The organism is Bacteroides gallinarum DSM 18171 = JCM 13658 (genome assembly GCF_000374365.1).
In the GTDB taxonomy this organism is placed as follows: Bacteria; Bacteroidota; Bacteroidia; order Bacteroidales; family Bacteroidaceae; genus Bacteroides; species Bacteroides gallinarum.
This window is the reverse complement of record NZ_KB894138.1, coordinates 1-26,406: the sequence shown is the minus strand read 5'-3', so window position 1 is coordinate 26,406 and position 26,406 is coordinate 1. Positions and strand designations below refer to the sequence as shown.

General features: G+C 42.0%; 13 protein-coding genes. 2 read left to right on the top strand and 11 right to left on the bottom strand.

From position 1 onward, the window contains the following. Positions 1-67 precede the first annotated feature (67 nt). From C233_RS0113670 to C233_RS0113625, 10 genes are all read right to left on the bottom strand, one after another. The gene (locus C233_RS0113670) at positions 68-3,364 is read right to left on the bottom strand and encodes a glycosyl hydrolase (RefSeq protein ID WP_018668137.1); all 3,297 of its coding nucleotides are present in this window, start codon (positions 3,362-3,364) and stop codon (positions 68-70) included. 10 nt (positions 3,365-3,374) lie between these two features. Further along, on the bottom strand, positions 3,375-5,360 hold the full coding sequence (locus tag C233_RS0113665; protein WP_018668136.1) for a rhamnogalacturonan lyase family protein: 1,986 nt from the start codon (positions 5,358-5,360) through the stop codon (positions 3,375-3,377). A 24-nt stretch (positions 5,361-5,384) separates the two neighbouring features. After that, positions 5,385-7,106: a RagB/SusD family nutrient uptake outer membrane protein gene (locus tag C233_RS0113660; RefSeq protein ID WP_025068843.1), complete on the bottom strand. Its 1,722-nt coding sequence runs from the start codon at positions 7,104-7,106 to the stop codon at positions 5,385-5,387. Between the two features lie 23 nt (positions 7,107-7,129). After that, a complete protein-coding gene (locus C233_RS0113655) occupies positions 7,130-9,910 on the bottom strand; it encodes a SusC/RagA family TonB-linked outer membrane protein (protein ID WP_025068844.1) in 2,781 nt (926 codons plus the stop codon). Between the two features lie 40 nt (positions 9,911-9,950). Next, positions 9,951-11,900, bottom strand: a complete 1,950-nt coding sequence (locus C233_RS0113650) for a RagB/SusD family nutrient uptake outer membrane protein (RefSeq protein ID WP_025068845.1) — start codon at positions 11,898-11,900, stop codon at positions 9,951-9,953. 19 nt (positions 11,901-11,919) lie between these two features. Next, a complete protein-coding gene (locus tag C233_RS0113645) occupies positions 11,920-15,093 on the bottom strand; it encodes a SusC/RagA family TonB-linked outer membrane protein (RefSeq protein WP_051089649.1) in 3,174 nt (1,057 codons plus the stop codon). 262 nt (positions 15,094-15,355) lie between these two features. Further along, a complete protein-coding gene (locus tag C233_RS0113640; RefSeq protein WP_167321138.1) occupies positions 15,356-16,861 on the bottom strand; it encodes a fimbrillin family protein in 1,506 nt (501 codons plus the stop codon). A gap of 155 nt (positions 16,862-17,016) precedes the next feature. Further along, positions 17,017-17,925: a fimbrillin family protein gene (locus C233_RS0113635; protein ID WP_018668130.1), complete on the bottom strand. Its 909-nt coding sequence runs from the start codon at positions 17,923-17,925 to the stop codon at positions 17,017-17,019. A 26-nt stretch (positions 17,926-17,951) separates the two neighbouring features. Beyond that, complete coding sequence (locus C233_RS0113630) at positions 17,952-18,896, bottom strand: fimbrillin family protein (RefSeq protein ID WP_018668129.1); 945 nt, start codon at positions 18,894-18,896, stop codon at positions 17,952-17,954. Positions 18,897-19,207: 311 nt separating this feature from the next. After that, a complete protein-coding gene (locus C233_RS0113625; RefSeq protein WP_025068847.1) occupies positions 19,208-21,274 on the bottom strand; it encodes a glycoside hydrolase family 2 protein in 2,067 nt (688 codons plus the stop codon). 243 nt (positions 21,275-21,517) lie between these two features. Between C233_RS0113625 and C233_RS0113620 the strand changes: the two genes are divergently transcribed. Further along, on the top strand, positions 21,518-23,128 hold the full coding sequence (locus tag C233_RS0113620) for a glycoside hydrolase family 28 protein (protein WP_081626126.1): 1,611 nt from the start codon (positions 21,518-21,520) through the stop codon (positions 23,126-23,128). A 73-nt stretch (positions 23,129-23,201) separates the two neighbouring features. Here the strand turns inward: C233_RS0113620 and C233_RS0113615 are convergent, their stop codons facing one another. Continuing rightward, entirely contained in the window at positions 23,202-24,326 is a 1,125-nt protein-coding gene (locus C233_RS0113615; RefSeq protein ID WP_025068848.1) for a glycoside hydrolase family 88/105 protein, read from the bottom strand. Between the two features lie 254 nt (positions 24,327-24,580). On the opposite strand from C233_RS0113615, the gene C233_RS0113610 reads away from it, so the two are divergent. Next, positions 24,581-26,173 carry a rhamnogalacturonan lyase gene (locus tag C233_RS0113610; RefSeq protein WP_018668125.1) on the top strand — a complete coding sequence of 531 codons (1,593 nt, stop codon included), beginning with the start codon at positions 24,581-24,583 and terminating at the stop codon, positions 26,171-26,173. Positions 26,174-26,406: the final 233 nt, after the last annotated feature.

The following is a 26,406-nucleotide window of genomic DNA, read 5'->3' as shown; positions in this document are numbered from 1 at the left end:
ATTCCGCCGTCTGGGTCAAAATCAAATAAAAATCCATCGCCTATCACCTTTTACATAAACTTTAGGTTTACTCTATTTCTTTATATTTAACTAAGAATACATCCCCTATAATTCCTGAGGATACCAATTTATCTCGAGAAGTAACAATTTCCGGATAAGCATAGGTGTAACGACTATCTTGAGGTAAAGCCGCATCTCCAATCATCCTATTCATCAATGAATTAGTTACATATATTTCCAATTTATTATTACCTTCACGTATAAAAGGAGTTAAATCGGCCTCCCATGGTGAACACCAAATTGTTGAAACTTCTTGATTATTTATAACAACACGAGCCATTGAACATAGTTTTGGAAAGCGAAGCCAAACCCTTTCTTTTTTATCAACATTATTTAATTGAATATTCTTTCTATAAATAGCCGTTCCTGAGTAATAGCGGATTCGTTTATCTTCATTCAGTGTCCAATCTATTAATTTAGGAAACACAACTTCACCCGGTCCTCCCCACTGAGGATCAAAATAAACAGCCCAATCGCCCTCAATAGATTCAATAGTCTCTTTTACATCTGTTATTCTTAAAGGAATGGATACCGAACTATAATTCGAAGCAATAATAAAGCCAGATTCTTCCGGACGTAACAGTAACTTTACAGCTAAACCGCTTTCACCAGGAACGGCTTCCAACCGAAACCGTTTACCTGTTGTCGGCTCCCAATATTCTGCATACCGAGCATCTGTCCTCAAAATCACAGTATCACTAAAATCACGTTTACTATGATTATTCAAGAAGTATACTTCTGCATCTTTTAATCGTCGATGAGCAAAATAAACTTTATCTTTTGGAGTGTTACCACTTTTCAAATCTATATCCGGTACAATACCTGCATGTTTCAAAGCCTCCTGTAAAGACATCCCCCAATAAACTCGCCCTTTCCCATACACATGGCAACCGGAAACCTCATCACCTTCTCCCCAAAGGGCATCCAATAAGTTTTCATATTCTTTTTCATATTTCATATCTGCCAAAGAACCAGAACCTTTTGGTCTTGGTCCGTACAATGGTACACCTTGTTCCACTAATGAAGCTATATGCTTTAAGACATCCAAGGTTATATCTCCATTACGCTGGACAACTAACATACGATAACTCATGCCATTAGGTAATACAATTTTTCCATCACAAGCTTTCATTCGAGAAAGTAATGCATCAGCTGTACAAACATCAAAATCATATCCTTCCGGAATCTCCGGCAAGCGATAAGTCAATAATTTTACCGGTGCATTATCTCCAGCAAAAACACAAAGATCAATTACAGGTATCCCTTTACGCATTAATCCGGCACATCGTGCTTGATAATCCCAAAATCCTCTGCTATCTTTCCAATACGTGTTATTACGATTTAAGCAATAATGCCTTCCTCCCCCTGTGCTTCCCGGATATTTGTCCAGCCAAGGCTGGTAAGCCGATGCGCATACAACAAATTCATTTATCCCAAAAGCATAAGCATAATCAGCCAAATTTTTCATTTCAGCTAACGAGTTACTAAATTTCACATCAGTAAAAGCCTCAGCAGACGCTATGGATTTTCCATAAACATGCGTAGCAGACGAAGCCTCTTTTATATCATAACTACCATGCACATGATGCCCCCAAAATTCCCCTTGAGGCTTTTGTACCCTGCCTTTTGCCTGAAAATTATCAGCCACTAAATTTAAACCGTTTCCTGAAGCTTGTGCCGTAAAATCAACACCAATTTCTCTACACAAACTATCTAATGTACCAAAATAGCAATCAGATACCATATCAGCAATCGTACGGCGCATGTCATACAAAAATTTATCTGTTTCTTTTACCGAACCAACTACATATCCCATCAATGCCGGAAGATACTGACGAATATCATACCCTCTACGAGTTAAAAAATCTTTTTCATAACCAGCAGTCCAATTTTGGGAGCCCGCTTCTTGACTGTCCATAGCCAATCCTTTTAAAGGACACCCAATAGCTTCCAAAGAATCATGGATTAATTTAAAATAATTATCCCACTGTACTTTAGCAGCTATCGGTGATAGCTTATCACATTCCAATCCTTCCATATTGAAGCGTGAATGTTTTATACGTCCACCTGTAGGAACATGACAAAAGCGAAGAACCATCCATTTACCATTAGGAACATCCCATTTTAAGATACCCTCGCTATTCATTTTGGAAGTTAAATCAATAATATCCTTCGGATCTATCACCTCAGTAGCACTATATATAGGAGTCCAATCCTGCTCTATATATTCAGAATATAGCCCCGCCTTTTCTTCCCATTGGTCTATTTTAGCCATGGAGGAAAGCTGTATATTTCCTAAATACATATTAGGGCGTTTATCATTTGGTAAATGCCAATCATGTAGGTTCAACCGAAAATGCCTTGCTTTAACAGCCGGAAAAGAAATTGTCTTTTGATTCCAATTTCCAGAAGCTGCATTATACACAGGTTTTAAATCACACACTTTCTGATACAAAACTCCATCATCAGATGCTTCAAGTTGTCCCAAATCAGGCTGTTCAATAAACCCCTGAGCTATAAATTTTTCAGTAGGACTCCCCGGTACATTCATTGCCCCACCACGACTTTTCCCTCTTCCGCCAACTCTATAAGTTATGCTACGAGCTGTAAAATCAGTCTTAAAATCTATATTAATAAATACAGACTTACCTTCTTTTTGTGCCGGAATAACAGGAAGTTTTCCACTTGTCTGAAACATAGAAGCAACCTGAAAGTTGGAGAGGTTAGTAGACAAGAGTGGCTCTCTCGTTAGATTCGTTTCATATTTCTCTTCTGAAACAGGAAATGCCAATACAGCTACATCCCAATAACCTAATTTACTATCCGGTTTAGGTAGAGTATCAGAAAAAAGACGATTTCCATCAACTATTGTTTCAGTAGCAATAAGACGTTGCATTCCCAATTCAGGAGTAATCCAAGGACCACCAGCCACATAGCCATTTGAAAGATGTGCTTCGAAAGATAAGCCCAACCTTTTAGCTTCCATCGCAGAAAAACGAAGCATATCCCACCATTCTGGCGATAAAGCCGGCAAAGCCCCATCACCTTTACCATGCACTTGATCGTAATAAACAACCCCGCCTACACCGGCCTCTTTATAGGCGGACAAATCAGCCGTAATTCCTTCACGAGTAGTTTCTGTTTCTCCATGAAACCACCAAACCTTAGTACGGGCAGAATCTTGTGGATGTACAAATTCACTCCAAGCACCTTTTTGAGTGTCTGTTACTGTATGTACATGAAAACAACTCGAAGCCAACAGTATCTCCACAAAACAAATGCCTATTATCCATTTCCTCATCATAAGCTATGCACTAATTTGATTTCTGCAAATCAGAACCTAAATAGAATCCAGTATGAGTAGACTGGTTATAACCGACATTCTGATGAGCCGCACTCATACGGTAAATATGGTCATCCATTAAAGGACGGAAGCGGTGATTTGTTTCAATATTCGTAGTAAATATACGCAGTTCGTGGGCGCCATCCTCATAGCCGTCGCCATCGCTGTCGCCTTCACCAACCACATAAATCATCTCTTCTCTCCAATCTCCCCAAATATCCCCGTAGAAGCAAGGTGTTTTCTTTGTTCCATTGATTGGTTCAGTCCCGTAGTTGCTTCCCTGGAATATACGTTTTCCGGCATCGCCATCAACATATTCCAATACCATATTGGCATCTATATTCTGACGATTCAAAGAACCGCTCCACCAAATACCCATATTCACGGAATGGCTGCCAGTCCTGATTATAGGTGCGGTTTTATCCAGCAGCTCACCCTTGCATGAAAACAATTTTCCTGAAGGCCACGAAGCCCACACTTCACATCCCGGAGTATCAGGGTCTATATCGGCTACCATACAACGTCCTACGTCTTCTCCATCACCCGGAATTCCCCAAATCAACTGCCCCGTAGCCGCATCGCGAAATTCCAAACCCGCATCAGCATATGATTCCGGTTCTTCGTGGCAGGCTACTATTTGCAGCCCCTCCAAAGAAGGGTCGAACTTTCCCAAATGCAAAGCATCTCCATGTCCGAGACCGGTTGTATATAAACCTTTACCATTATGGTCGAAAGCGCATGCCCCGTAAATTAATTCATCTTTTCCATCATTATCGACATCGCCCACCGACAGGTTATGGTTTCCTTGCCCGGCATAATCTGTCCAGCCCGGATATGTATCGAAATGCCAGCGCCGAGTCAATTTACCGGCAGCATAGTCCAACGCGGTAATCTGGAAATTATGATAATATCCACGGCACATTACGATACTCGGAGCATTATTGACTCCGGCAAAATGCCCTACTGCCATCAGAAAACGGTCGATACGGTTGCCTATGTCGTCTCCCCAATAATCCACCCAGTCTTCTTTATCTCCTCTTGGAATATAATCGGTACGTGCCAGTTCCTTACCAGTCATGCCATCCACTATCGACAAGAATTCGGGACCGGCCAACACACGTCCCGTAGCCGGATTACGATAATCCGTGATGCCGTCTTCGTTCACATCGCCTATTGTAGTACCGTCACCAAAAGTGGTTCCTTCAGATGTCTTTATCGCAACTTCCGCTTTCCCGTCACCATCCAAATCATACACGATAAACGAGGCATAGTGATTACCCTGCGGTACATTGATTCCGGCATCGACCCTCCATAAAAAAGCCCCGGTTACAATATCGTACGCCTCAAACAAAGTAGACCCTTCCGATACACCGGTCCATGTATCCGTACCGCCCGGGTCGCGGTCGTCCACTTCTCTCCTGATTACCAGTTCGTATTCGCCGTCTCCGTCCAAATCTCCGACAGCGGCGTCTGCTGCCCGGTAAACGAGGGTCGGTTCCGGTAAATTCTGATTATTCAGAAAAATACTTTTATAAAAGGTTTGCGCCGTTCCCGAAGCAAACTTACAGGTGGCCAACACGTCGTTGGAACCGGAAAAACGCAGTTGATATTCGCTCGTCTTGTCAGGCTCGAATGTAACATCCCTATAATTGGTGCTGGTAGTTATCGGGGCGGAATTCAATTTTGCCCATTCGCCTTCATCGACCTTCTTGTAAAGGTCGTATGCCGCATCCTCCGGGTCGTCCTTCATCCACTTCCAACTTATCAGTGCATTCAGTTCCGCATTCTTATTATCATAACTAATAACCATTCCCCTGGTATCATTCGTGATGATAGGACGAGCCTCTTCCGAAGGTTCGTCAGGATTCACAGGCTCCGTAGAAGCCGGAATAGTTTCATCGGAACAGGCAACCAACAGACAGGCCGTACCGAATAGTAATGCTATAATCTTTTTCATAAATTCTTGTTTTAACTATTTAATTTACCAACCCGGATTCTGAACCAGATTCTTATTTTTCATCAATTCCGACTGGGGTAATGGGAAAAGATACATCTTATCATCCCAGGTACGTTGTTTTTCCTCACGCTTGTAGTTATAAGTACCGTTACTGTTTCTAGTAATCTTCATAAATGTAACCTTCTTCAACAGTTCGCCTTCTTTCCAACGGCGCACATCCCAAAAACGATGTCCCTCAAAGGCCAACTCGACCATACGTTCGTTCTTATATCTTTTCCAGAACATCTCCGGATTACGTACTTCATCACGTAATCCGGGCATATCTGCCCGAGTACGGATAATATCGACAGCGTCACGTGCCGTCAGCGGATTCTCATCGCCCGGCAAAGCCTGCTCCACTCCGCCTGTGTATCGGAAAATTGCTTCGGCATAATTCAAATAAAATTCTCCCAAACGGAATGTAATCCATGAATGGTATTTCTTATTCGAGCTCGATGCCGTCAGATTGATAGAAGCATCGCAATACTTTTTTAAATAATAACCGGTAGGAGTAGCGCCGGACAAGGGTTCTCCATTCACCCCGCCATAATAGGTTTGGAGCGGTGTTTTATTATAAGAAGGCCATTTTTCATCTCCATTCTTGGCTATCGTCAAAGCAAAACGCGGGTCACGGCCGGCATACGGGTCGCTTCCCGATTCTTCCGAATAACCGCTGCCTTCCTCATTCCACAACTTCCCGGTAGACTGCATCTCATAGGCATCTACCAATGTCTGGGTCGGGCAGTTCCCTCCCTTGCCTCCTTCGACTCCTATCGGGAAATTGTATCCTTCTAAAGAGTTGCTCTCTTTTTGTGAACGGCACATAAAAATCATTTCCTTGTTTTGATAACTATCTGCTCCCCAAAGCTGGTCGTACTCCCCTAATTTATAACCGTATTTTGTACAAGAGTCGATAACTGCCTTATTCGCTTCGGCAGCTTTTAGCCATAAATCCGGGTTCTTCTCAGGATTAAACAGAGGGCTTGCGGCATACAATGCCGTACGTGCTTTTAGCGCCAATACCGCCAACCGATTTGCCCGACCCGTTTCGGGCTTTTCATCGGGTATTGCATATGTGCCTAATTTTGTATAATCTGCCGGAATCTTATCCACGATTGCATCGCATTCGTCTTCTATAAACCGAAATACTTCCTGAACCGGAGTACGGGTCAGGGAATTCACCTCATCGGTAGAAGGAACTTCGGTAACCAACGGTACATCACCATATTGACGGGCCAGATTAAAATAGAAATATGCACGCAGGAAGCGAACTTCATTCTCATAATTATTATACCTGAACATCTGTGCTTCATAATCGGAGTTCAAACGCAATTCCGGAAAAGTCAAGCCTAGAAATTCTTCTAAATACATATTACACTGCTGTATGGCTGTATAATTCTTCGACCACGCAGAAGATATCGTATTACTCGCACTCCAGGCGCCATTATAAAAATCGTGTACCGAGCTGGAAGTCCATGCATACTCAGCCTCGTCACAAGCCGAAGCCAGCATCGCGCCGTCATAGTTTCCCCAGTCAGCATCCAATTGTGCATAGATATTTGTAACCAGTCCACCTACATTTTTGTAGTTCTCGGTAATAAAGTCCTTGTCGTCATTAGAATACTCATGATAGTCCAACTGGTCCTGGCAAGATGCCAACATCCCCCAACCAATCATACTTCCTATAAATAAATGCTTCAGTCTCATATCTATTTATATTATTTTATTACTTAAAATCCAATCGTCAGCCCAGCGACAACACTACGTGTCAATGGATTCTTCACACCATAAGATTCTGGGTCTGCAATCTTGATATGGTCAAAACATAACAAATCATTCCCACGGACATAAATCCGCGCACTATTCATAATCTTTGTACGTTTCATCCACCGTTCCGGAAAATTATAATAGATTTCGACATTACGCAATTTCAGGAATGAACGGTCGGCCAACCATAATGTATTTGTCTGAAAATTATTATTATTGCTTTGGGTAGTCAGCCTCGGATATTTGGCATCAGGATTTTCCGGTGTCCACCTGTTATCATAATAATGCCGGGAGATTGTCACGTCATCAACCAGCGGCCAATATAAACTCTGTGTATTCAGTACAGCCGAATAATGCCCCGTCCCCTGAAACATGGCACTGAATCCGAGCCCTTTCCATTCAGCACCCAAATTGAAGGAGTAATAAATCTCAGGAGCGGTAGTATTATATCCGATAGCAATCTTATCATTAGCATCAATCTTATTGTCGCCATTTACATCACGATACTTGATATCACCCGGTTTTACCGTGCTGAAAGTTTGTACGGGACTATTGTCTATGTCTTGCTGGTCTTTAAAAAGCCCGATAGCTTCCAGCCCCATAGTTTGCTTCAATGGCAGACCGGTCGTTATCAGATTATCATATAAACGCGGTTCTTCATATTGTTCAATAACTTTATTTTTTGCCAAAGAGAAATTCCCACCGATATTGAAAGTAACCTCACCGAGCTTCTTCAAATAAGCCGCACCGATTTCCACACCCCAACTATCTACGATACCTCCATTTTCATAAGGAGTATCGAAGCCGATAACATCAGAATACTTACCGTCGGTTCCTACCCAAATGTCGCTTCTACGCTGGTAATACCCGTCAAGCGTAAGTTCCAACCCTTCTCCAAATGTTGCATCGATGCCCGCATTATACTTATAAGCTTTTTCATGGGTCGAGTTAAGCGATGCCAACTTACTAAGTTTCCAGCTACTGAAGCCATAATCATAACTGCTGTCAAAACGGTACGTACTGCCACTTACATAAATTTCCTGCCAATAAGCCTCTTCCGGAATATTATCAACATTGATAATTCCGGCCGAAGCCCTTAACTTCAAAAACTTGACAAAGGATAAATCTTCCATAAATTTCTCCTTGGAAATAATCCATGCCAACGACAGTGTTGGGGAAAATGCCCATTTATGTCCCGGAGCCAACTTATTAGAGGAAGAAACCGCCATGCTTAAATCGGCGAAATACCTTCCCTTATAACCGTAATGTGTATAAGAAGTGAAATTCTCACGAAACCATGTATTATCTATACCATTGATATTACGGTATTCGTGGTTCCATTTCAACTGGGTATAAACCGAATGTCTGTCCGATGTATATTGATAATCCAGTCCCAATGAAGCGTTAAAATTACGCTTCCATGCAGAAAGTTCCGAACCATCTCCCATAGGACTTTCCGTACCGGCTACATATTGTGAAACCGAAACCGGCGCACCGCTTCTCCATTCTATATTATCACTCCCGTAACGATATGTTTTCGAGTGGTTTTCCACATACGAAGCCCAGTTATCATAGGCCAGTTGGAAACTGGCTCCCAATCCCGGAAGTATAGAAGATAAGTTTTGCTTTAAAGTCATATCGGCATACAAAGAGCGCTCATGTCCTTTGGTATAGGCAGCATCCTGAGCCTGAGCCACCGGATTCAATGTTCCGTCCCATGTTGTATTTCCTCCCCATAATCCATTTTCCGTTTTTACGGGAAAAGCAGTTGCCGGCAGACTGTAAATCATCGACCAAAGGTCTGCAGAATCTCCCGGTTTACTGGATTCGGCTAACGTTCCCAGTAAATTTAAAGTCATTTTGGTAGTAGATGTCAAATCCATATCCAAATTGGTACGTAAATTGGCCTTTGAATATTTATTCTGGGTCGAATACCCGTCATTCATATTGGCATCTGCCACAAAACCTTTATCCGTTACTAAATTCAGTAATGTATAATAACGGAATTTGGAACCGCCACCACGAAAACTCACATTATATAAGTTGGTAGCAGCCGTACTTTTAAAAACCTCATCAATCCAGTTCACATTCGGATAATAATACGGATATTGCCCGGTTTTAAAAGCCTCCAGTTCCAATTCATGATAACGCGGTTTTCGTACACCGTCATTCGCCAAAGCTTCATTTACAGCCAATGCATATGTATAGCCGTCTACAAATTCCGGTCGGCGCGCTTCCCAGTTTATTACATGGTCGTAAGAAAACTTGATTTCACGCGAATTATATTTACCCCGCTTGGTTATGATATTGATTACTCCGTTTGCTCCTTTATATCCATACAATGCAACGGCTGCCGCATCTTTCAAAATCTGTACGGACTCCACTTCTTCCGAAGTTACCAATGAAATGTCGCGTTCAATCCCGTCGACCAACATCAGCGGAGTATTGCTTGATAATGTCTGCAGACCACGGATATAAAATGTGGGTTCTTGGGAAGAATAGCTGCCGGAGTTTTGCAAAGTCGTCAGCCCCAAGCCGTATCCGAATAATGAATTCGTTACGTTTTTCGCACTCCGTCTGGTTAAATCCTCTCCGGACACGACAGATATCGAAGCGGTAGACTCTGCTGCATCCTGCTCAATACCGGCTATATTGACAGTCTTTGATTTACCTGTTCCCTGAGCATATCCGCAAATGCTCAAAGATGCGAATAAAGTCATCACCAATATTCTTTTATTTTTCATATTCCAGTTCTTTTTCAATTATTATTAGAATAATGATTATTTACCACCCTGGATTCTGTTCCAGTCCATAACCTTTATTTACTTCCGCCTGAGGGAAAGGAGATAAATACCATTTAGGGTCAAAACCGTTTTTCCACCAGTAACGAGCTACATTTGTCAAATCAAACTTTACATACTCAAAATGAGTTGGCTGTTTCACTCCATTTGCCCTATCGCCACCATACCAAGGTGTCTCCGTACGTTCCCCATTCGAGTTAAGGCGGTAGATGCGTAATCCATGCAAAGGCAATTCAAAACGGCTTTTCTGCTTATAACGGATTAAATCGAAAAAGCGGCTGTCTTCCAGTCCCAGTTCACATACGCGCTCACGCAGAATTTCCTGCAACAGCGCCTCTTTGTCCGATACCAGATTTTTATCCGGATTACATGCCGCCAGCCCGTCCATACCTACACGTTTACGAACCTCATCTACCAAGGATATAGCTTCCGTATAACTGCCGCCTGACTGTACCAGTGCCTCTGCATAAATCAAATAAATCTCGGACAAACGCAAATATGCCCAAAGAGCATACTGATTTTTATAATCGGTACCCATATAAAACTTGTTATTGGCGTAACCCGATGCAAACTGTCCGTCTTCAACGGCGGGAGCAGTCTTGGCATCCGTACCTCCAACCCATAATTCGTAACTGGTTCCAGACATATTTCCAGTAGTCCAGTCCAGTTGCTTCTGCATGCCGTTAACAACCACAGTCTCATACAATCTCGGGTCACGGGTCAACTCGATACCTGACTCCACAGTACCCTTAGAGAACATTTCATCCAGCTTGCCTTCCTGCTCCGTTTTATTCCAGTCAAAGGGTTTTCCGTCTTTCCAAGGAAACATTTCTACGTATTCTTGTGTCGGAGTATAAGACAACCGGCCATTATCCTGCCATGCCCACCAATTATATTTACTGCCGACCCGCGAGGTTACGCGTGTAGAATGAATCATTTCCAAACTTCCTTGCGTTGAATATGCTTTACGGAAAGCTAAACGGTAATCCTCCGGACGATTGCCCGTAGCCTGCTCCAAAACATAGTATCCGCCTTTCTGCCACTCTGTAAAAAACTCCTGACAGGCTTCCAGGCATTTCGTCCATAGCTCGGGCTTGTAACCGCCATACCATATACTTAAACTGGTTGCTCCCGGATAGTAAGCTTCGGTGTCATTAAACAAAGGTGATGCAGCAAAACACCAGACTTTACATTTCATACCGATAGCCCCGGCTTTTGTCCAGCGCCCGGTTTCATTTTGTGCATCGGCTCCGGTATATGCCCACGGTAAATCATCTTTTGCCTCATCCAATAACCCAATAATAAAATTCACAGTTTCTTCCACACTGGCACGAGGCATCTCATAATTCCCTTCCAGTCCGGTAAATGAAGACTGGATAATAGGTAAACCTCCATAATGACGGAACATGTCAAAATAACGCGTAGCAATCAGGCATTTCGCCTCAGCTATCATTCTTTTCTTTTCACTTTCCGACAAATCGGGCACATCGTTTATATTCTCAATCAAAATCCACCCGGAACGTACCGCTTCCCATACATTGTTCTTCAAATAGTCGAATTTCTCCTGATGAGTGTCATAATTGGCAGAATGCGAACCGGCATAATAGACTTTAGTCAATGCGCTGTTTGCCCAATGATTATGCCAACAGTCAGACAATACGTCAAACTTACCGGTATAAGTATCATTAGGATAAGGTACTTGTTTAAAGTCGTTATGATAAGGCAGGCCATAGTATTGCAATGCATAAATTCCAGTCAAAAACTGGCGGGTATATTTGGCACTATTGAAAACCGTATCCTTTGTCTGCTGTCCGCCGGGAGCTTTCTCCAAAAATGAGTTTCCGAACTTTAATTCATCTACACAAGATGAAAAAGGAACCGCCAGCATTAATCCCGTTATCACAGGTACTATTATTTTATTTCTTATTTTCATTTTTCTCTGTTTTTACCGGTTAGAAGCCTAATTTTAAACTCAATGAATAAGTTTTAGTTAACGGATAAGTCGGCGCACCCGAAACCTTCGATTCCGGGTCTCCCCATTTGAATCCTGTAATCGTAAGTAGATTATAACCACTGAGAGTCAACTGACACGTATTCATTTTCATTTTTTTCATGAAAGGAAACTTGAAGTTATAAGCTACCTGCACAGTCTTTAACCGTAAATAGCTGGAATTTACCTCAAATAGTTCCGAATCGGCATAATTGTTCGAGCTATTTACCCAGGTAGCACGCGGATAAGCAGCATTTTGAGAAGGATTATCCGTTGTCCATGTATTCTGGTATTGATATAGTAACAGTCCTCCTGTCGTATTATCCTTATTACTCTTGAAAGGAGTACGGAAACCTTCACCCAACATACGGCTTACATTCCATGCTCCTGTCCACTGCATACTCACATCGAAATTTTTCCAACTGAAACCCATATTCAACCCGGCAATATATTCCGGGTCATCCGTATAACCGAGCGTACGGGTCATATCATTGGCATCAATCACACCATTTCCATCCAAGTCAACATAGACACAGTCTCCCGGTTGCAAATCTACATTATGGTCAGGAAAGGGTTTACCGAATGTTTGTTCATACAAGGCAGGAGTCTCTTCATCATAATAACGCCAAAATTGATATAACTTACGAGCTCCGATACGGTGGCCTTTTTCATACTGATACTCATTATTCATCGGAGCTTCTTTCTTTTCTATAATTTTATTCTCATTATTAGAAAGATTCACTCCTATGTAATAGCGAAAATCGTCACCGATACGGTCATTCCACTTCAGAGCCAGTTCCCATCCCCAACTGTCTACACGACCCATATTGGCATATGGCGTAAGGAAACCGAGCACTCCGGGCGCAGTATAATCGCGTAATAAGATATCCCTACGTTTCTCTTTATAATAATCGACGCTTACATTTAATCGTTCGCCCAATAACGTAAAATCTACACCATAATTCTGTTTAAACGCTTTTTCCCAGGTCACATCCGGATTGTGTTTTTCCTTTTCATAAGCACCCCAAGTTATAGTCGGATTATTAATGCCGAAATAATATCCATGTCCGAACTTACCCCCGCCTACTTCACTATTATCATCTACCTGATAAGGATCGGATGTGTACAGAAAACGGGAGCCACCTACTTTATCATTACCGACAAGTCCCATAGATACACGGAATTTCATATAATTAATAATTGGCTTTATAGGTTCCCAAAATTTTTCTTCACTGATTACCCAGCCTATTGAACCGGCAGGGAAAGTACCGAAACGTTTTCCCGGAGCAAAATTCTCCGAGCCATTATGTCCAACGTTAAATTCAGCCATATAGCGAGTATTCCAATCATAAGTAACGCGTCCTACCAAACCGACATACCCGCTCGGAATATCCGAATACGTAGACGGATAATATGTTTTAGATTGATTATACAGTACCAAAGCCCCCACATGATGTTTTCCGAATGAACGGTCATAATTTAATCCGGCTTCCATATACCAGTCACGCCCTTTACTTGCTTTTTCAGAAAAATCCAAACGAGAAGCATCTCCTATTTTACGGTAATCCAGCGTACCGTCTGCCAAAACCCAAGGTGTATAAGTAGCAATAGACGCCTCTCCATTTTTCTGAATAGTGAAATTACTATTATACGAACCTTTCACTTTAAAAGACAGCCCCTTAGTCAGCATATCCAATTTTTGCTCCAAAATAATATCAGCACTCAGCTTATTCTTACTGATAGTCTGGTAACCCCTTTCTACGTAAGCCATTCCGGATTCTCCCGTAAAAGGCAATGTAAGGTCACCATAGTCCGTAGCAGTCTTCACCAGTTTACCATTGACGAATCCCGGGCTGGAAAAAGGAGTTGAAGTATATAATGACTGTACCAGCCCGGAACTGTCACCACCACTAAACGGACGATTCAAATTATCAATACTTCCGGACATATTGAATGATAAAATGGTAGTCTTCGTCACATCTATATCCAAATTAGAACGATAGTTGAAGCGTTTATATTGAAATGTCAAGTCATAAGGCATATCAAATTGTTTGAAAAGCCCGCCTTGTGTATAAGCACCCGCAGAAACGAAGTAGCGGACATTGCTCGTTCCTCCGGTAATATTAATATTATGCTGGCTCTGCAACGTTGCATCTTTCAAACAATAATCCACCCAATCTATATCCGGAAAACGGATTGGGTCGGAATGTTCCTTAAACACCTGAAGAATCTCATCAGAAAACATAGGTTCTGCATTCGGATTATCATTCTTCTGCATCTGATTATAAAAAGTAGCGTACTGATAAGCATTAGCCTTTTTAGCTGTTTTCGTCGGCATTAAAACACTGGCAGAAGTAGAGAATGATATTTTCGCCTTACCTTCCTGTCCGCGTTTTGTCGTAATCAAAACAACCCCATTAGCACCCCGTACCCCGAATACGGCTGTTGCCGAAGCATCTTTCAACACAGTAATACTCTCAATTTCATTCGGGTCTATCTCATTGAAACTACGTTCCACGCCATCTACCTGAATCAATGGAGCCGAATTATTCCAAGTTCCCTGACCACGGACAAAAATTTCCGCAGCGTCCGAACCCGGCTCACCTGAATATTGTACAGTAGTAATACCGGTAAGCTGTCCGGACAAGACGTTCGTAACTGAACCGGTAGGAGTTTTCAGCAGCTCACCGCCTTTGATACCGGAAACGGCTCCGGTAACTGTAACTTTCTTTTGGGCACCGTAAGCTACGACTTGTACTTCAGCCAACATATTTGAATCGTCTTCTAAAACAACATCCAACGTATTGTTTTTCACGGTAACGATTTTTGTTTCATAACCGATAAACGATATCTTCAGTTTGGTTCCTGCCGGAACAGAAATTTGAAAATGTCCGTCAATGTCTGTAATAGTCCCTTTTGTACCTCCGTCCACCATTACATTAGCACCTATAACAGGCTCTCCCTGACTGTCACGTACAGTTCCTTTCACGTTTATCATTTGCTGTGCAACAGTTTGAACAGACGAAGACGCTTGTAACTCCTCCACCGGCGTAAAACCTGCCGCAAGTCCTAATATAAGCACATATTGTGAAAATCGTTTAGAGCTGTACCATTTTGGTGTATACTTATTGCTCATTCTGTATTTATTTTAAGTTTTTCATAAAAAGATTATTTCTTTAACCACAAACGAAGCCGTAAGAATCCAGCTTGGAGACAAAATTGAATCAGCCGTCCAAAAACATTCTATTTATGTTTTTCATATTTACATATTATCAGTTTAACAACTTAGTAATGCCCCTAACGGGAACAAATGTAGCGAATAAGTATCTGTACGGTATTCACTACCGTACAAATACATGTATTCTAATTCACCATAACCATACAAATATTATAACTGATTAAAAAGCAAAAGCAAAACGGAAATAACCTTGTCCGGTTTTAGGGTCTTTTTCAGCATAAGGAGTAAATTCCCCTCCATCGATTCTTGCCCCAGACATGCGTCTGTCAGCCCTGACCGTAGAGCTCCAGTAACCAAAATATTTCTCGGCAGAACTGTCATACCCCGCCGGATTGCTCCATAATTTTTCAAAGTTTCCTTTCTCCAGCGAATCATTCAACGTACTTTGATTGGTAAACAGTATTCTAAATTCCTCAATGGAGGGCAAGTACCATCCTGTCGTAAAAGCCGGAACCGGATTCTGATTAGCATACAAATCCATATTATCAAACATATCATCTGCACAATTTGCCGTTTCTTTTGTAAACTCTCGTAGAATTACAGTATTATTAAATCCTAAAATATACTCCGGTATAGACGTTTTTCCCATGGTTGTCCAAATGTATCTTTCCGTAATACCCAACTCTGAAGCCTTTTTCACATAGTCATATTTTGAACTCGCACAGAATCGAGAAACAGCATTTGCATTAGATGATTTCAATGCACAAACTAAACCATGTACACAACCCGGATATTTTTCCAATAATACATCTTTCTCGGGTGTAACAGCCAATTCGCTATCTTCTCTATATAACACAGAAGGATGAACGTTACCTACATAATAAACAATACCAATACAATTATCCGGAACATCTTCCTTACCACTGACAATAGTGCCGTCTGCACAGTAGAAATCGCCAACTTGCAAATCGTGGGATTTAATCTTTTTTCCACCCTCCAATAAAAACCTCTTATACTTACCTTCACTTATCGAAGTAGTAAACTCATACTGTTTTTCCCCTTGTACACCTATCATTTTTTTCTCTTCTGCCGGCTTTACAATCATACGGTAGGTTCCATCTCCGGCTTTATAAGGCTGAACTTCATTTTCATCCCCAACAGATGAAGTATAAAAAATAACATCTCCTCCATTTTTTACGATATAAGGGGTTACATTCAATGCAGGTTCGGTGAAAATATATTCCGTTTCAGGAGCAATCATTACACTCAATGCCATACGGTGTTTCAGCCCCAATTGTAAAGTATACTGTCCACTTGCCTCATGTTGTATAACAGCAGCCCCGGAAGTCATCAAATCTGCTGCTGCAAATCTTTTTTTCGTAGACTGGTCAGAACTCAGTGTCCAATTAGAAACCATATCACTAAACACATCTGCCGCATCCACATCAATACTCATTCCGGCCGCATATGGATAATAAGCATAGAAAATCATATTCTCCATATCATCTTCATATCGCAATGACGATGCAACCCATGTAGCAGCTTCTTCGGAATAACTCACTTCAAGATTATCGATACCTTCTACTATTTTCCCGTCTTTTACAGCAAAAAGTCCGATACAATCTCCGTCCTCAAAAATTGTATTATAATCCAAATCCGTTTCGACACGGGAAATTGCATTTTCATCACAGTCTGCCATTCCGACATCATTGACATTAATAATCATATTCCTATTAGATATCACGCTAACTTCCTCCTCCTGCGAACAGCTATTTCCGGTCATTATAAGTGTTAAAAATCCCGTGAATAGCAAATATTTATAGAATCTCATAGTATTTCATTTTTTAGTAAAACTTCTTTCAAGCAATCCTAATTCTCTTATTAATTAACTGCTTCAACATTCTCATCTGTTTCGTATCCCCATGAGGCATCCTCTTTCTCAACGATTACAGAAATTCCAGGCTTACCTACTATTACATAATAAACATTCTGATGAGCACCTTTCAGCAAACCATTATTGTTTTGGGGAACATATCGATAGATTTTATCATCAGATGTCTTTATTTCAATAAACGAAACCCCTTCTACAAGTTGAGGAATCAACAGAGCCTCATAAGAAGCCAGATATCCGAACTCGGTATCTGCCATTCGTTTCGGAATAATCTCCTGTGTTGCATCGGCATCAGGTTTCATTTTTAATTCACTATTCGATACAATTCCCTCAAGCGCCACATTATTAATCTTCAGAGTAGCTCCTTCGAGTTCTGCATCCGTCTCACCGTCACCTTGCAGATGAATGACTACTTTAGCCGTTTGATGAATGAAAGGCAAGGTACGGTTTCCCTGAAATGATACTTCGGTATTGCACATTAACAAGTCCGACTGCTGAAAACCTTCACCCGACTGATTACTCTGTACACTCCAGCTTGTCATAGGAGAATTATCGGTTGTTGCCGGATACCATGCCATAACACTCTGCATTTCCGTAGCAGAAGCCCAATAAAGCATATCATTTTCATTTGTAGGGAGCATTTCCCCTTCTGCATTCACAATTGTATACCCGACTGTTTTGCTACCGTCACTGACAGAAACCTTTTCTGTTCCATCACCAGTCCAAATGTTATCTGAGGAAGCGCGTGTCAGTCCGCCCCACTCCACCACAGCAGTCAATTCCATTGGCAATTCAGTAACCCCGCAATTATTTTCTTCGTTTTCATTATCGCAAGAAAATAAACAAACCATACCCGCCAGGCATAAAACCCATATCTTCTGTTTTTTCATAATATCCATATTTATATCCTTAATTATGAACCATTTTAATTACCTGCATCATCTTTGGCTATACCAAAATGCGAATCACCTTCTTCCACTGTCCAATCTTCAATAATCGCCGGACTAATTGTCATGGCCTGGGGAGCAATTGTAACATTGAATGTATAAACACTGCCGGATGTCATTTTCGTATCCGTCTCAAAAAATGCAGCATATGTTTTCCCTCCCATTTCCACTTCCAATATGGAAGCAGAAGTAAGTGTTTGGGGAAATAATATCAAAGGGGAAATCATTTCGTCCGCTTTCACTAATGACATCGATATGTTACCCATAGTTTCTCCGGTAGTTATATCTCCGGACGAAGTATCGAAAGTACCGTCCAACGTAAGATTTCTCAGAGTATAATTAATATTATCCATTTGAACGCCGCTGCCTGTTTTGAACATAAGCACCAAAAGAGCCATTTTATGAGAAAACAAGAACTCTACTTTCGTATTCTTTTGGGAACCACCGCCCTCGGCATATAGAAAATCGATAGTCGGTTGCAAGTCGGCAGTTTGTTTATCCTCGGTCGTCTTGGCAGAGATAACCCCTGCAAGCGTTCCTCTTTCACCGACATAAGGAGCATAGGCAGTCATGGTCATCGTATAAGGGCCTTTAAAATAGATATTATGGTCTTCACCTTCCTTATTCACTACCCGAAAAGCATCTTTTTCGGTATCATAAACATACTTGACATTACGGTCGTCAGTTACAACATAAGAAAGGTCTGAAATTCCGGCAGCAGTTGTTACTCCAATCGCTGTTCCGTTAGCCCAAACAGACTGTGCTATTTCACTTTTTGTTGTCCCGAGCGGTACATAGCTCTTTATCGTTCCATGAATATCAGCCGGATAATCCAACGGATTTGTCTCCGCTGTCTCATCTTCATTACTACATGCAACTAAAGCCATTAAAACAATAGTCGCCCATAAGTACATGTTTTTCATAATTCATTTATTTAATTATATAATCTTTATTTTCTCAGCGCAAAAATAAAAAATACCCAAAAACTAAATATTCACTCTTGTACATTTACCTATACTCCAATTCAGAATAGGCAAAAAGAGAGAAAAAAGGAGTCCAGAAGGTATCTACAGAAAATTAAAAGCATTGAACATACGATAAACAGAAGAATTTCTCTAAAAAATACCTCATATTTACTTTCAAACTTCCAGGGAATCTTACACTAAACTTAAAGGATTTGATAAGTAAACACGAGGTATTCCGGAAGTAAACCCAAAGAGAAGCAAAGTTCAGTTCACTTGCCTAAATAAAACCAGACACAGTTATCGACCACTGTTTTTTTCCCGTTTTTACCTTCAATACGAACCGTATTTCTTCCTCCAGCTAACTGAACATCTTTCCAAACAACACGCCTAAGCTCGTCTGGCTTCATTGTTCCGATTTTCTTATCGTTTAAATAAAGGGTAACTTCCTTGAGATTCGTATATGCTTTGATATCCGTCAAAGCCGTAGTACGCTCAACAAAGCGCCGGCTTGTAATATAAACCATCGGCTCCGGATTCCAATTTGCCTTATAAAAATAGAACGCATCTTTTTTGGTTTTACGGTCACGCGTAATTAATCCTTTATCATTATACCCTTCTACTTCCCCTTCCATACGCATATATGAAGGGAAATCAGCAAAAACCCAGATAAACTTAGACCATAAAAAAGGACGTTTTACAAATGCCCCCCAGTTTCCTTCATGGCAATACGTCTGTGCCTCCTCCGGATGAAAACGACTGTCAGCACGGTCTTCTATGAGCAAAGGCCACTGATGCTGATTGATACTGGCTCCTGCACCATACTCTGAAACCCCGACAGGAATGCCTTTAGCCGACTTATAGCAATCATCGAAGAATTTAGAAGCTGAAGGAGCAGCATCTTTATACCAGCCAAAATATTTGTTCCAGGCAATCAAATCGGATGCACCCAAATAATAAGACTGTTCTACACAAGTAGCCAAAGCCGTTAAGCGGGAAGGGTCAAGCGATTTATACAAACTATTCAACTCTTTTATAAATGGTATCGGATTATCATACTCTTCAAACTTCTTACCGTCATTAACCAGAATCTCGTTACAAATACCCCAAAAGCAGATAGAAGGATGATTAAACTTTTGATAAACCAATTCTTTCAACACCTGACGGGCATTATTTTTATACCCTTCTGTCCCGACATATCCCGTATAAGACTGACCACCAGGACCGCACATCGGTATCTCCGTCCAAAGCACAATACCATTTTCATCGGATAAATCATACATAGGTTCCGCATGCGGATAATGAGCCAAACGCATCGCCGTAGCACCGACTTCTTTTATCAGTTCCATATCCATCCGATAATCTTCCGGTAACAAAGCGCTTCCTCTTCCGGTTACATCTTCATGGCGGCAAAAGCCATAAAGATTCAAATATTTCCCATTCAAGAAAAATCCTTTATCCGGTTCCACCTTGAAATAACGGAACCCCGTACGTTGTACTACCTTATCTTTTAAAACAGTTCCATCATAAAGTTCTACTGCTACATTATATAAATAAGGATTCTTCTTACCATTCCAAAGCTGCGGCTTATCTATTTCGAACGGCTGATTTACTACAGAATCCGTAATTTGTGTTTCCTTACTAATAACCTCTTTTCCATTGGCATCAGTTATGGTAGTCTTTAATTTCAATCCCGGTTTCTTGTTTTTTAAAGAAAGCAAAGTCTCTACCCGTATCTCAGCCTGACTGTCCGAAATATTTTCCTGATGAACAAATACCCCCGGAGATGCATAAAAAGCCGGATTAATACAATTTTCCTCTGTTACAATCAGATAACAAGGACGATGAATTCCCCCATTCACATTAAAATCACCGCTAATGGGAAGCACATCCGTACGATAAGCATTACTAACCCATACTTCAAGCAAATTTTTTCCAACTTTCACCTTATCCGTAATCTCATAACAAAATGCCGTATATCCCCCCAAATGTTCACCTACGGTTTTACGATTCAAAAAAACCTGCGCTACGGAATTAACCCCCTCAAAATAAAGGAAAAGACGCCTGCCTTCCATTGCCGGAGTAATCTCAAGCGGACGCTGATATACCATTGTCTGACGTTCATAAAGCGTTGTCCCGGCAACCGGTTCTGCATTCCATGTATGAGGAATAGTTACCGGAACAAAGGAAGCTTTCTTACTCACTGTCGAAATAGGCCGGCATTCCCATTCCTTACTTAAAGACAACACTGTACGCGAAGAAGAAGCTGCCCATACATTCCCTCTACTACCTAACAAGGATAAACATACCAAACACAGAGACAGAATTTTGTTTTTCATGTGATATACTTTTTTATTTTAACTTCGTTTACAAAGATAAGCTGCCTGAAACGACTGATTTCTTCAATCCTGTACAAATTCATAGATTATCGTTCAGCCATTTTCGCTATGTCATAGACTGCACTGTAAGTAATGCCTTTGTACTCCAGTACATATATATTTTCTGGCAAATCGTTTTCTTTGTAATTCAAAGCGAAACAGCATATTCAATAAATAATTTATATTCACAATCAGTATTTACACATGAAAAGTTACAAGGTACAATTAACTGCCCTACTTTTTCCACTTCTACCTTTATCCGGAAGTGCAACTATTGTAAAGAGCCCTTTATCAACCGATAAAGTAGGAGCAACAGCATTACCCAAAGAAATCGTTCCGATAAAAGGCGCTCCATTCGACATGCCGCAATTTAAACGGCCGGTTTTCCCAGAACGGACTATTAATATCGTCGAACAAGGGGCTACGGAGGCACAGCCGATAACCTCCATTATCAACCGGAGCATTATCGAAATCAGCAACCAAGGCGGGGGTACGGTAATTATCCCTAAAGGTAAGTGGTATTCCGGACGCATCGACTTAAAGAGCAATGTCAACCTTCACCTGGAAGAAGGAGCCGAACTCGAATTTCCGGGTACGGCGGAAGATTATCTTCCTCCGGTATTTACCCGTCATGAAGGAATTGAAGTCATGGGACCCGCTGCATTCATCTATGCCAATGGAGCCGACAACATAGCTATTACGGGGAAAGGGGTTATCTATGGCCCTCCAATGGAAGCAGAAATCAGACAACGCCCCAATGGAAACACAGTAGTGGAAAACGACATAGCTTTTGAAATGCCTGTAGAGAAACGTATTACAGACGGAATGGACGGGCGGATATTCTACCGTCCGAAAACCATAGCACCCATTAACTGTACGAACGTGCTGATAGAAGGCATCCGCATGGAGCGCAGCGCCTTTTGGAACGTATGCCCTATTTATTGCGAAAACGTAATAATACGGGGTATCACCGTAAACTCCGTAAACATACCCAGCGGAGACGGTATCGATATAGAGTCATGCAAGAATGTGCTGATAGAATACTGCACGCTGAACTGCGGAGACGATTGTTTTACACTAAAAGCAGGACGTGCCGAAGACGGCTTACGCGTGGGTAAAGCAACAGAGAATGTCGTTATCCGCTACTCATTAGCTCAACAAGGCGACGGCGGCATTACTTGCGGAAGCGAGACAGCAGGCGGCATCAAGAATATCTATCTGCACGATTGTGTGTTCGACGGAACGCAAGTGGGTATCCGTTTCAAAACCCGCCGTAGCCGTGGAGGTGGCGTAAATGACATATTATACGAAAGAATACGTATGTTCGATGTAGGCGAAGCCTTTAAATGGGATTTGTTAGGAAGTGCCAAATATGTAGGCGAACTTGCCAAACGCTATCCTCCCCGCCCTATAAATAAACTGACTCCAATCGTTAAAAACATTCATATACGTAACTTCATTGTCGAGTCGGCCGAACAGGTCTTGAATATAAATGCTATCCCCGAAGTGCCATGCAGCAATGTCCTGATAGAGAACGGGCGGATTAACAGTAAAAAACTGATAGGCGCCATTAACGATGTGGACGGATTTACGATAAAAAATGTCAATATCACTTGTTCGGAAGACAATCAAATCAACATCCTGGATAGCAGGAATATCCTATTCGAAGATGTGAAATTCACAGTACCTGCCGGAGAAATCATCCCCAACATCAAAGGAGAAGCTTCCCGGAATATTATTTACCAACAGCAAGGAATCAAAGTGGAATGCAGGCACAAACAACCTGTTAAAGTAGACTTGCTATCGCAAAAATAGATTTTCAGGCAAACAATACATAAAAAAACTCCTTCTTCGAACTATGAAGAAGGAGTTTTTCTATAATAGCCAATCAATCCAGTTTGTACACCTCCGTACCTGCAAGCAGAAAACAACCTACTCCATAATCCTCAAAATCAGGAACACCGGTATACGTTACCGGCTGGCTATCCTTAGGCTCCTTACCGCTGCCTTGCACATAACCTAAAAAGCCATTAGGATGTACGGCGTCTCTCACCACAGCATTCCATGCCTTCAGGATAACAGGCAAATATTCTTCTTTATCCAGCAACCCGTTCCGTACTCCCCATGCCATACCGTATACGAACAAAGCAGTACCGGAAGTTTCCTTACCGCCAAAGTTCGACTCATCGTGCAAACTTACATTCCAAAAACCGTCCGGACGTTGGCATGCTTTCAGTGCCTTACTCATTGCCAGAAAATCCGCAACATAATCCGGGCGATGAGCCTCATCCGCAGGTATCTCATTTAAAACCCTGGTTAACGCCGCATATGCCCAACCATTACCGCGGCTCCAAAAACAATTTTTACCGTTCGGCTCCTTATAGGGCGGTACAAACCGGGCATCCCGCCACCACAAGCCTTCTTCGGCATTGAATAACCCCTTACCGCCTATCTCATTCCGGGAACAGTTGTACATCTGCCACATTTTATCATAATACTTCCGTTCGCCTTTCACTTTTCCCAATTGGGCAAAGACAGGCATTCCCATTTGTATGGCATCCACCCAAGTCCAGTCATCCACTTGCGGAGTGTTTACCAACATATCTATCGTTGTACAGATATTCTTAATCTTATATGGTTCGGGACAGATTTTATACAATTCGATGTACACCTGCCCGCAACAATGGTCGTCGGCATTACGAGTCGTGTTTCCTCCACGTAGCCCCCACTTGTGAAATTCCGCCCAATCGTATGCATAATCATAATAATCTGCACGGGGATAAATGGCATGGAGAGCCATTAACCCTTCATAGTAAACCGCACGTGTCCAGATATTGCTGGGTCTGAACTTCGTAACATAACTGGGACGCGTATAGTCCGCATACTTTTTCATAAAATAGTCGTTTACCCTGACTAAGTTTTTTAGCGTTTCTCTCCTATCGGGCATAGACTGAGCATAGAGATAAGCCGCTCCGACAAGAAACAGCATTACACATAATAATCGTTTTCGCATATAAATAATAATTAGTTATTAGTATTTTTGCACAAAAATAGAGACCTGCATTTCCTTTTCTATAGAATGGAGTACTAATACCTTAACTCCAATCCGGAAAGTATGAAAAAGGTCTCTTTTTATACGTACCCATGAATTGTTCTCCATGTTTTTGTACTATGGTGCATTATTCGGTTATTGCAAATGCGTTCCTTTGCCTTTATTAACGGACAAAAGACAATGCGACAGAAAAACATTTTTAATTCAAGATAAAAATGAAAAAGATATTTTATTTACTACTGGCCGGTTATTATCTACTGGGCAGTACTTCTTCCGCCTACGGACAGCCCAGGCAAATGGAATACCTGGACAGAGGCGTAGTAGCAGTCAAAACAGAAAATGGCATATTCCTCAGTTGGCGTATATCGGGAAATGAGAAAGAAGCCTCATTCAATGTGTACAAAAACGGGAAACTGCTCCAATCCGTTTCTGCCGGTGAAGCCGCCAATCTGATAGACCGGTCGGGTACGACGAACGACAGATATACGGTAAAAGCCGTTATCGACGGGCAAGAAGAGGAAAATCCGAAAGAGGCAATTCCCTGGGCAGAAGAATTCCTGACCATACAACTAAACCGCCCCCAAAGCGGGATAACCCCTCCATGCATTACCTATAACCGTGCCAAACGTCCGCCCATTACCAAGGAATATCCCGACGGGCAACCTTATACATACATTCCCGGCGATTGCAGCGCCGGAGATTTGGACGGAGACGGAGAATACGAAATCATAGTCAAATGGTGTCCTTCCAACCAGGTAGACAATTCATTTTCAGGCATTACAGGTCCTGTGTACCTGGATGCTTACAAGTTGAACGGCAAACAATTATGGCGTATAAATCTGGGTAAAAATATCCGTGCAGGTTCACACTACACACAATTTATGGTCTACGACTTCAACGGAGACGGCAAGGCGGAAATGGTATGCAAGACGGCCCCCGGCAGTATAGACGGAAAAGGCAAAAAAATTGCATTGTGCCGGGACAATCCGGACAAAGATTGGAGAAATTTGGAAATGAATCCGAAAACCTGCGGTTATATACTCCAGGGACCGGAATACCTTACAATCTTTAAGGGCGAAACCGGTGAAGAACTGAATACGATACCCTACTCCACGGCACGGGGAGAAGTCGCCTCGTGGGGAGACAGCTATGGCAACCGTGTCGACAGGTATTTGGCCTGTGTAGCTTATCTGGACGGAGTACATCCGAGCGTAATCATGTGTAGGGGATATTATGCCAAAACCGCATTGGCTGCCTATGATTTCGAGAACGGCAAATTGGTAAAGCGTTGGGAACATATTTCCGACATGAAAGATAAAGGAGCCTACGGACAAGGAAATCATAATCTTTCCGTTGCCGATATCGACAACGACGGATGCGACGAGATTATCTACGGTTCATGTGCCATAGACCAGAACGGGAGCATACTCTATCGTACCGGATTAGGCCATGGAGATGCCATGCACGTCACGACATTAGACCCAGACCGTCCCGGTTACCAGGTATGGGAAGTACATGAAGAAAAAGAAGCCTGCCGTACTTACGGATACGAAATGCACGATGCCCGGACAGGAGAGATTCTTTGGGGAGGACCGACCAACGGAGATAACGGCAGGGGATTAGCGGCAGACATCGACCCCACCCACCGGGGTTTTGAAATGTGGAGTGCCGGAGCAGACGGTGTATATAATTGTAAAGGAGAAAAGATTGCCGAACGGAAACCCGGCATCAGTTTCCGTATCTATTGGGACGGCGATTTACAAGAGGGATATTCAGTAAATGTCCCTAAAAATCAAGATGGCATATGAAGATGATAGAGCATACTCACTTCATATGCCATTTTTATAGTCCTATTCCTGTAATTTCTCACACAATCTTACCCTACAAGACATGACGCTCGGGAAGAAGTCTGAAGACATCTTCTGCCTCTGCCTGTAAAATCATATCATGCCGCTTTCACCGTCCTGTTCCTGATCTTGTCTATCATCAGTACGGCATTTGCCGTATGTATTCCAAAGAAAATCCACAGGATTTCCGTCTT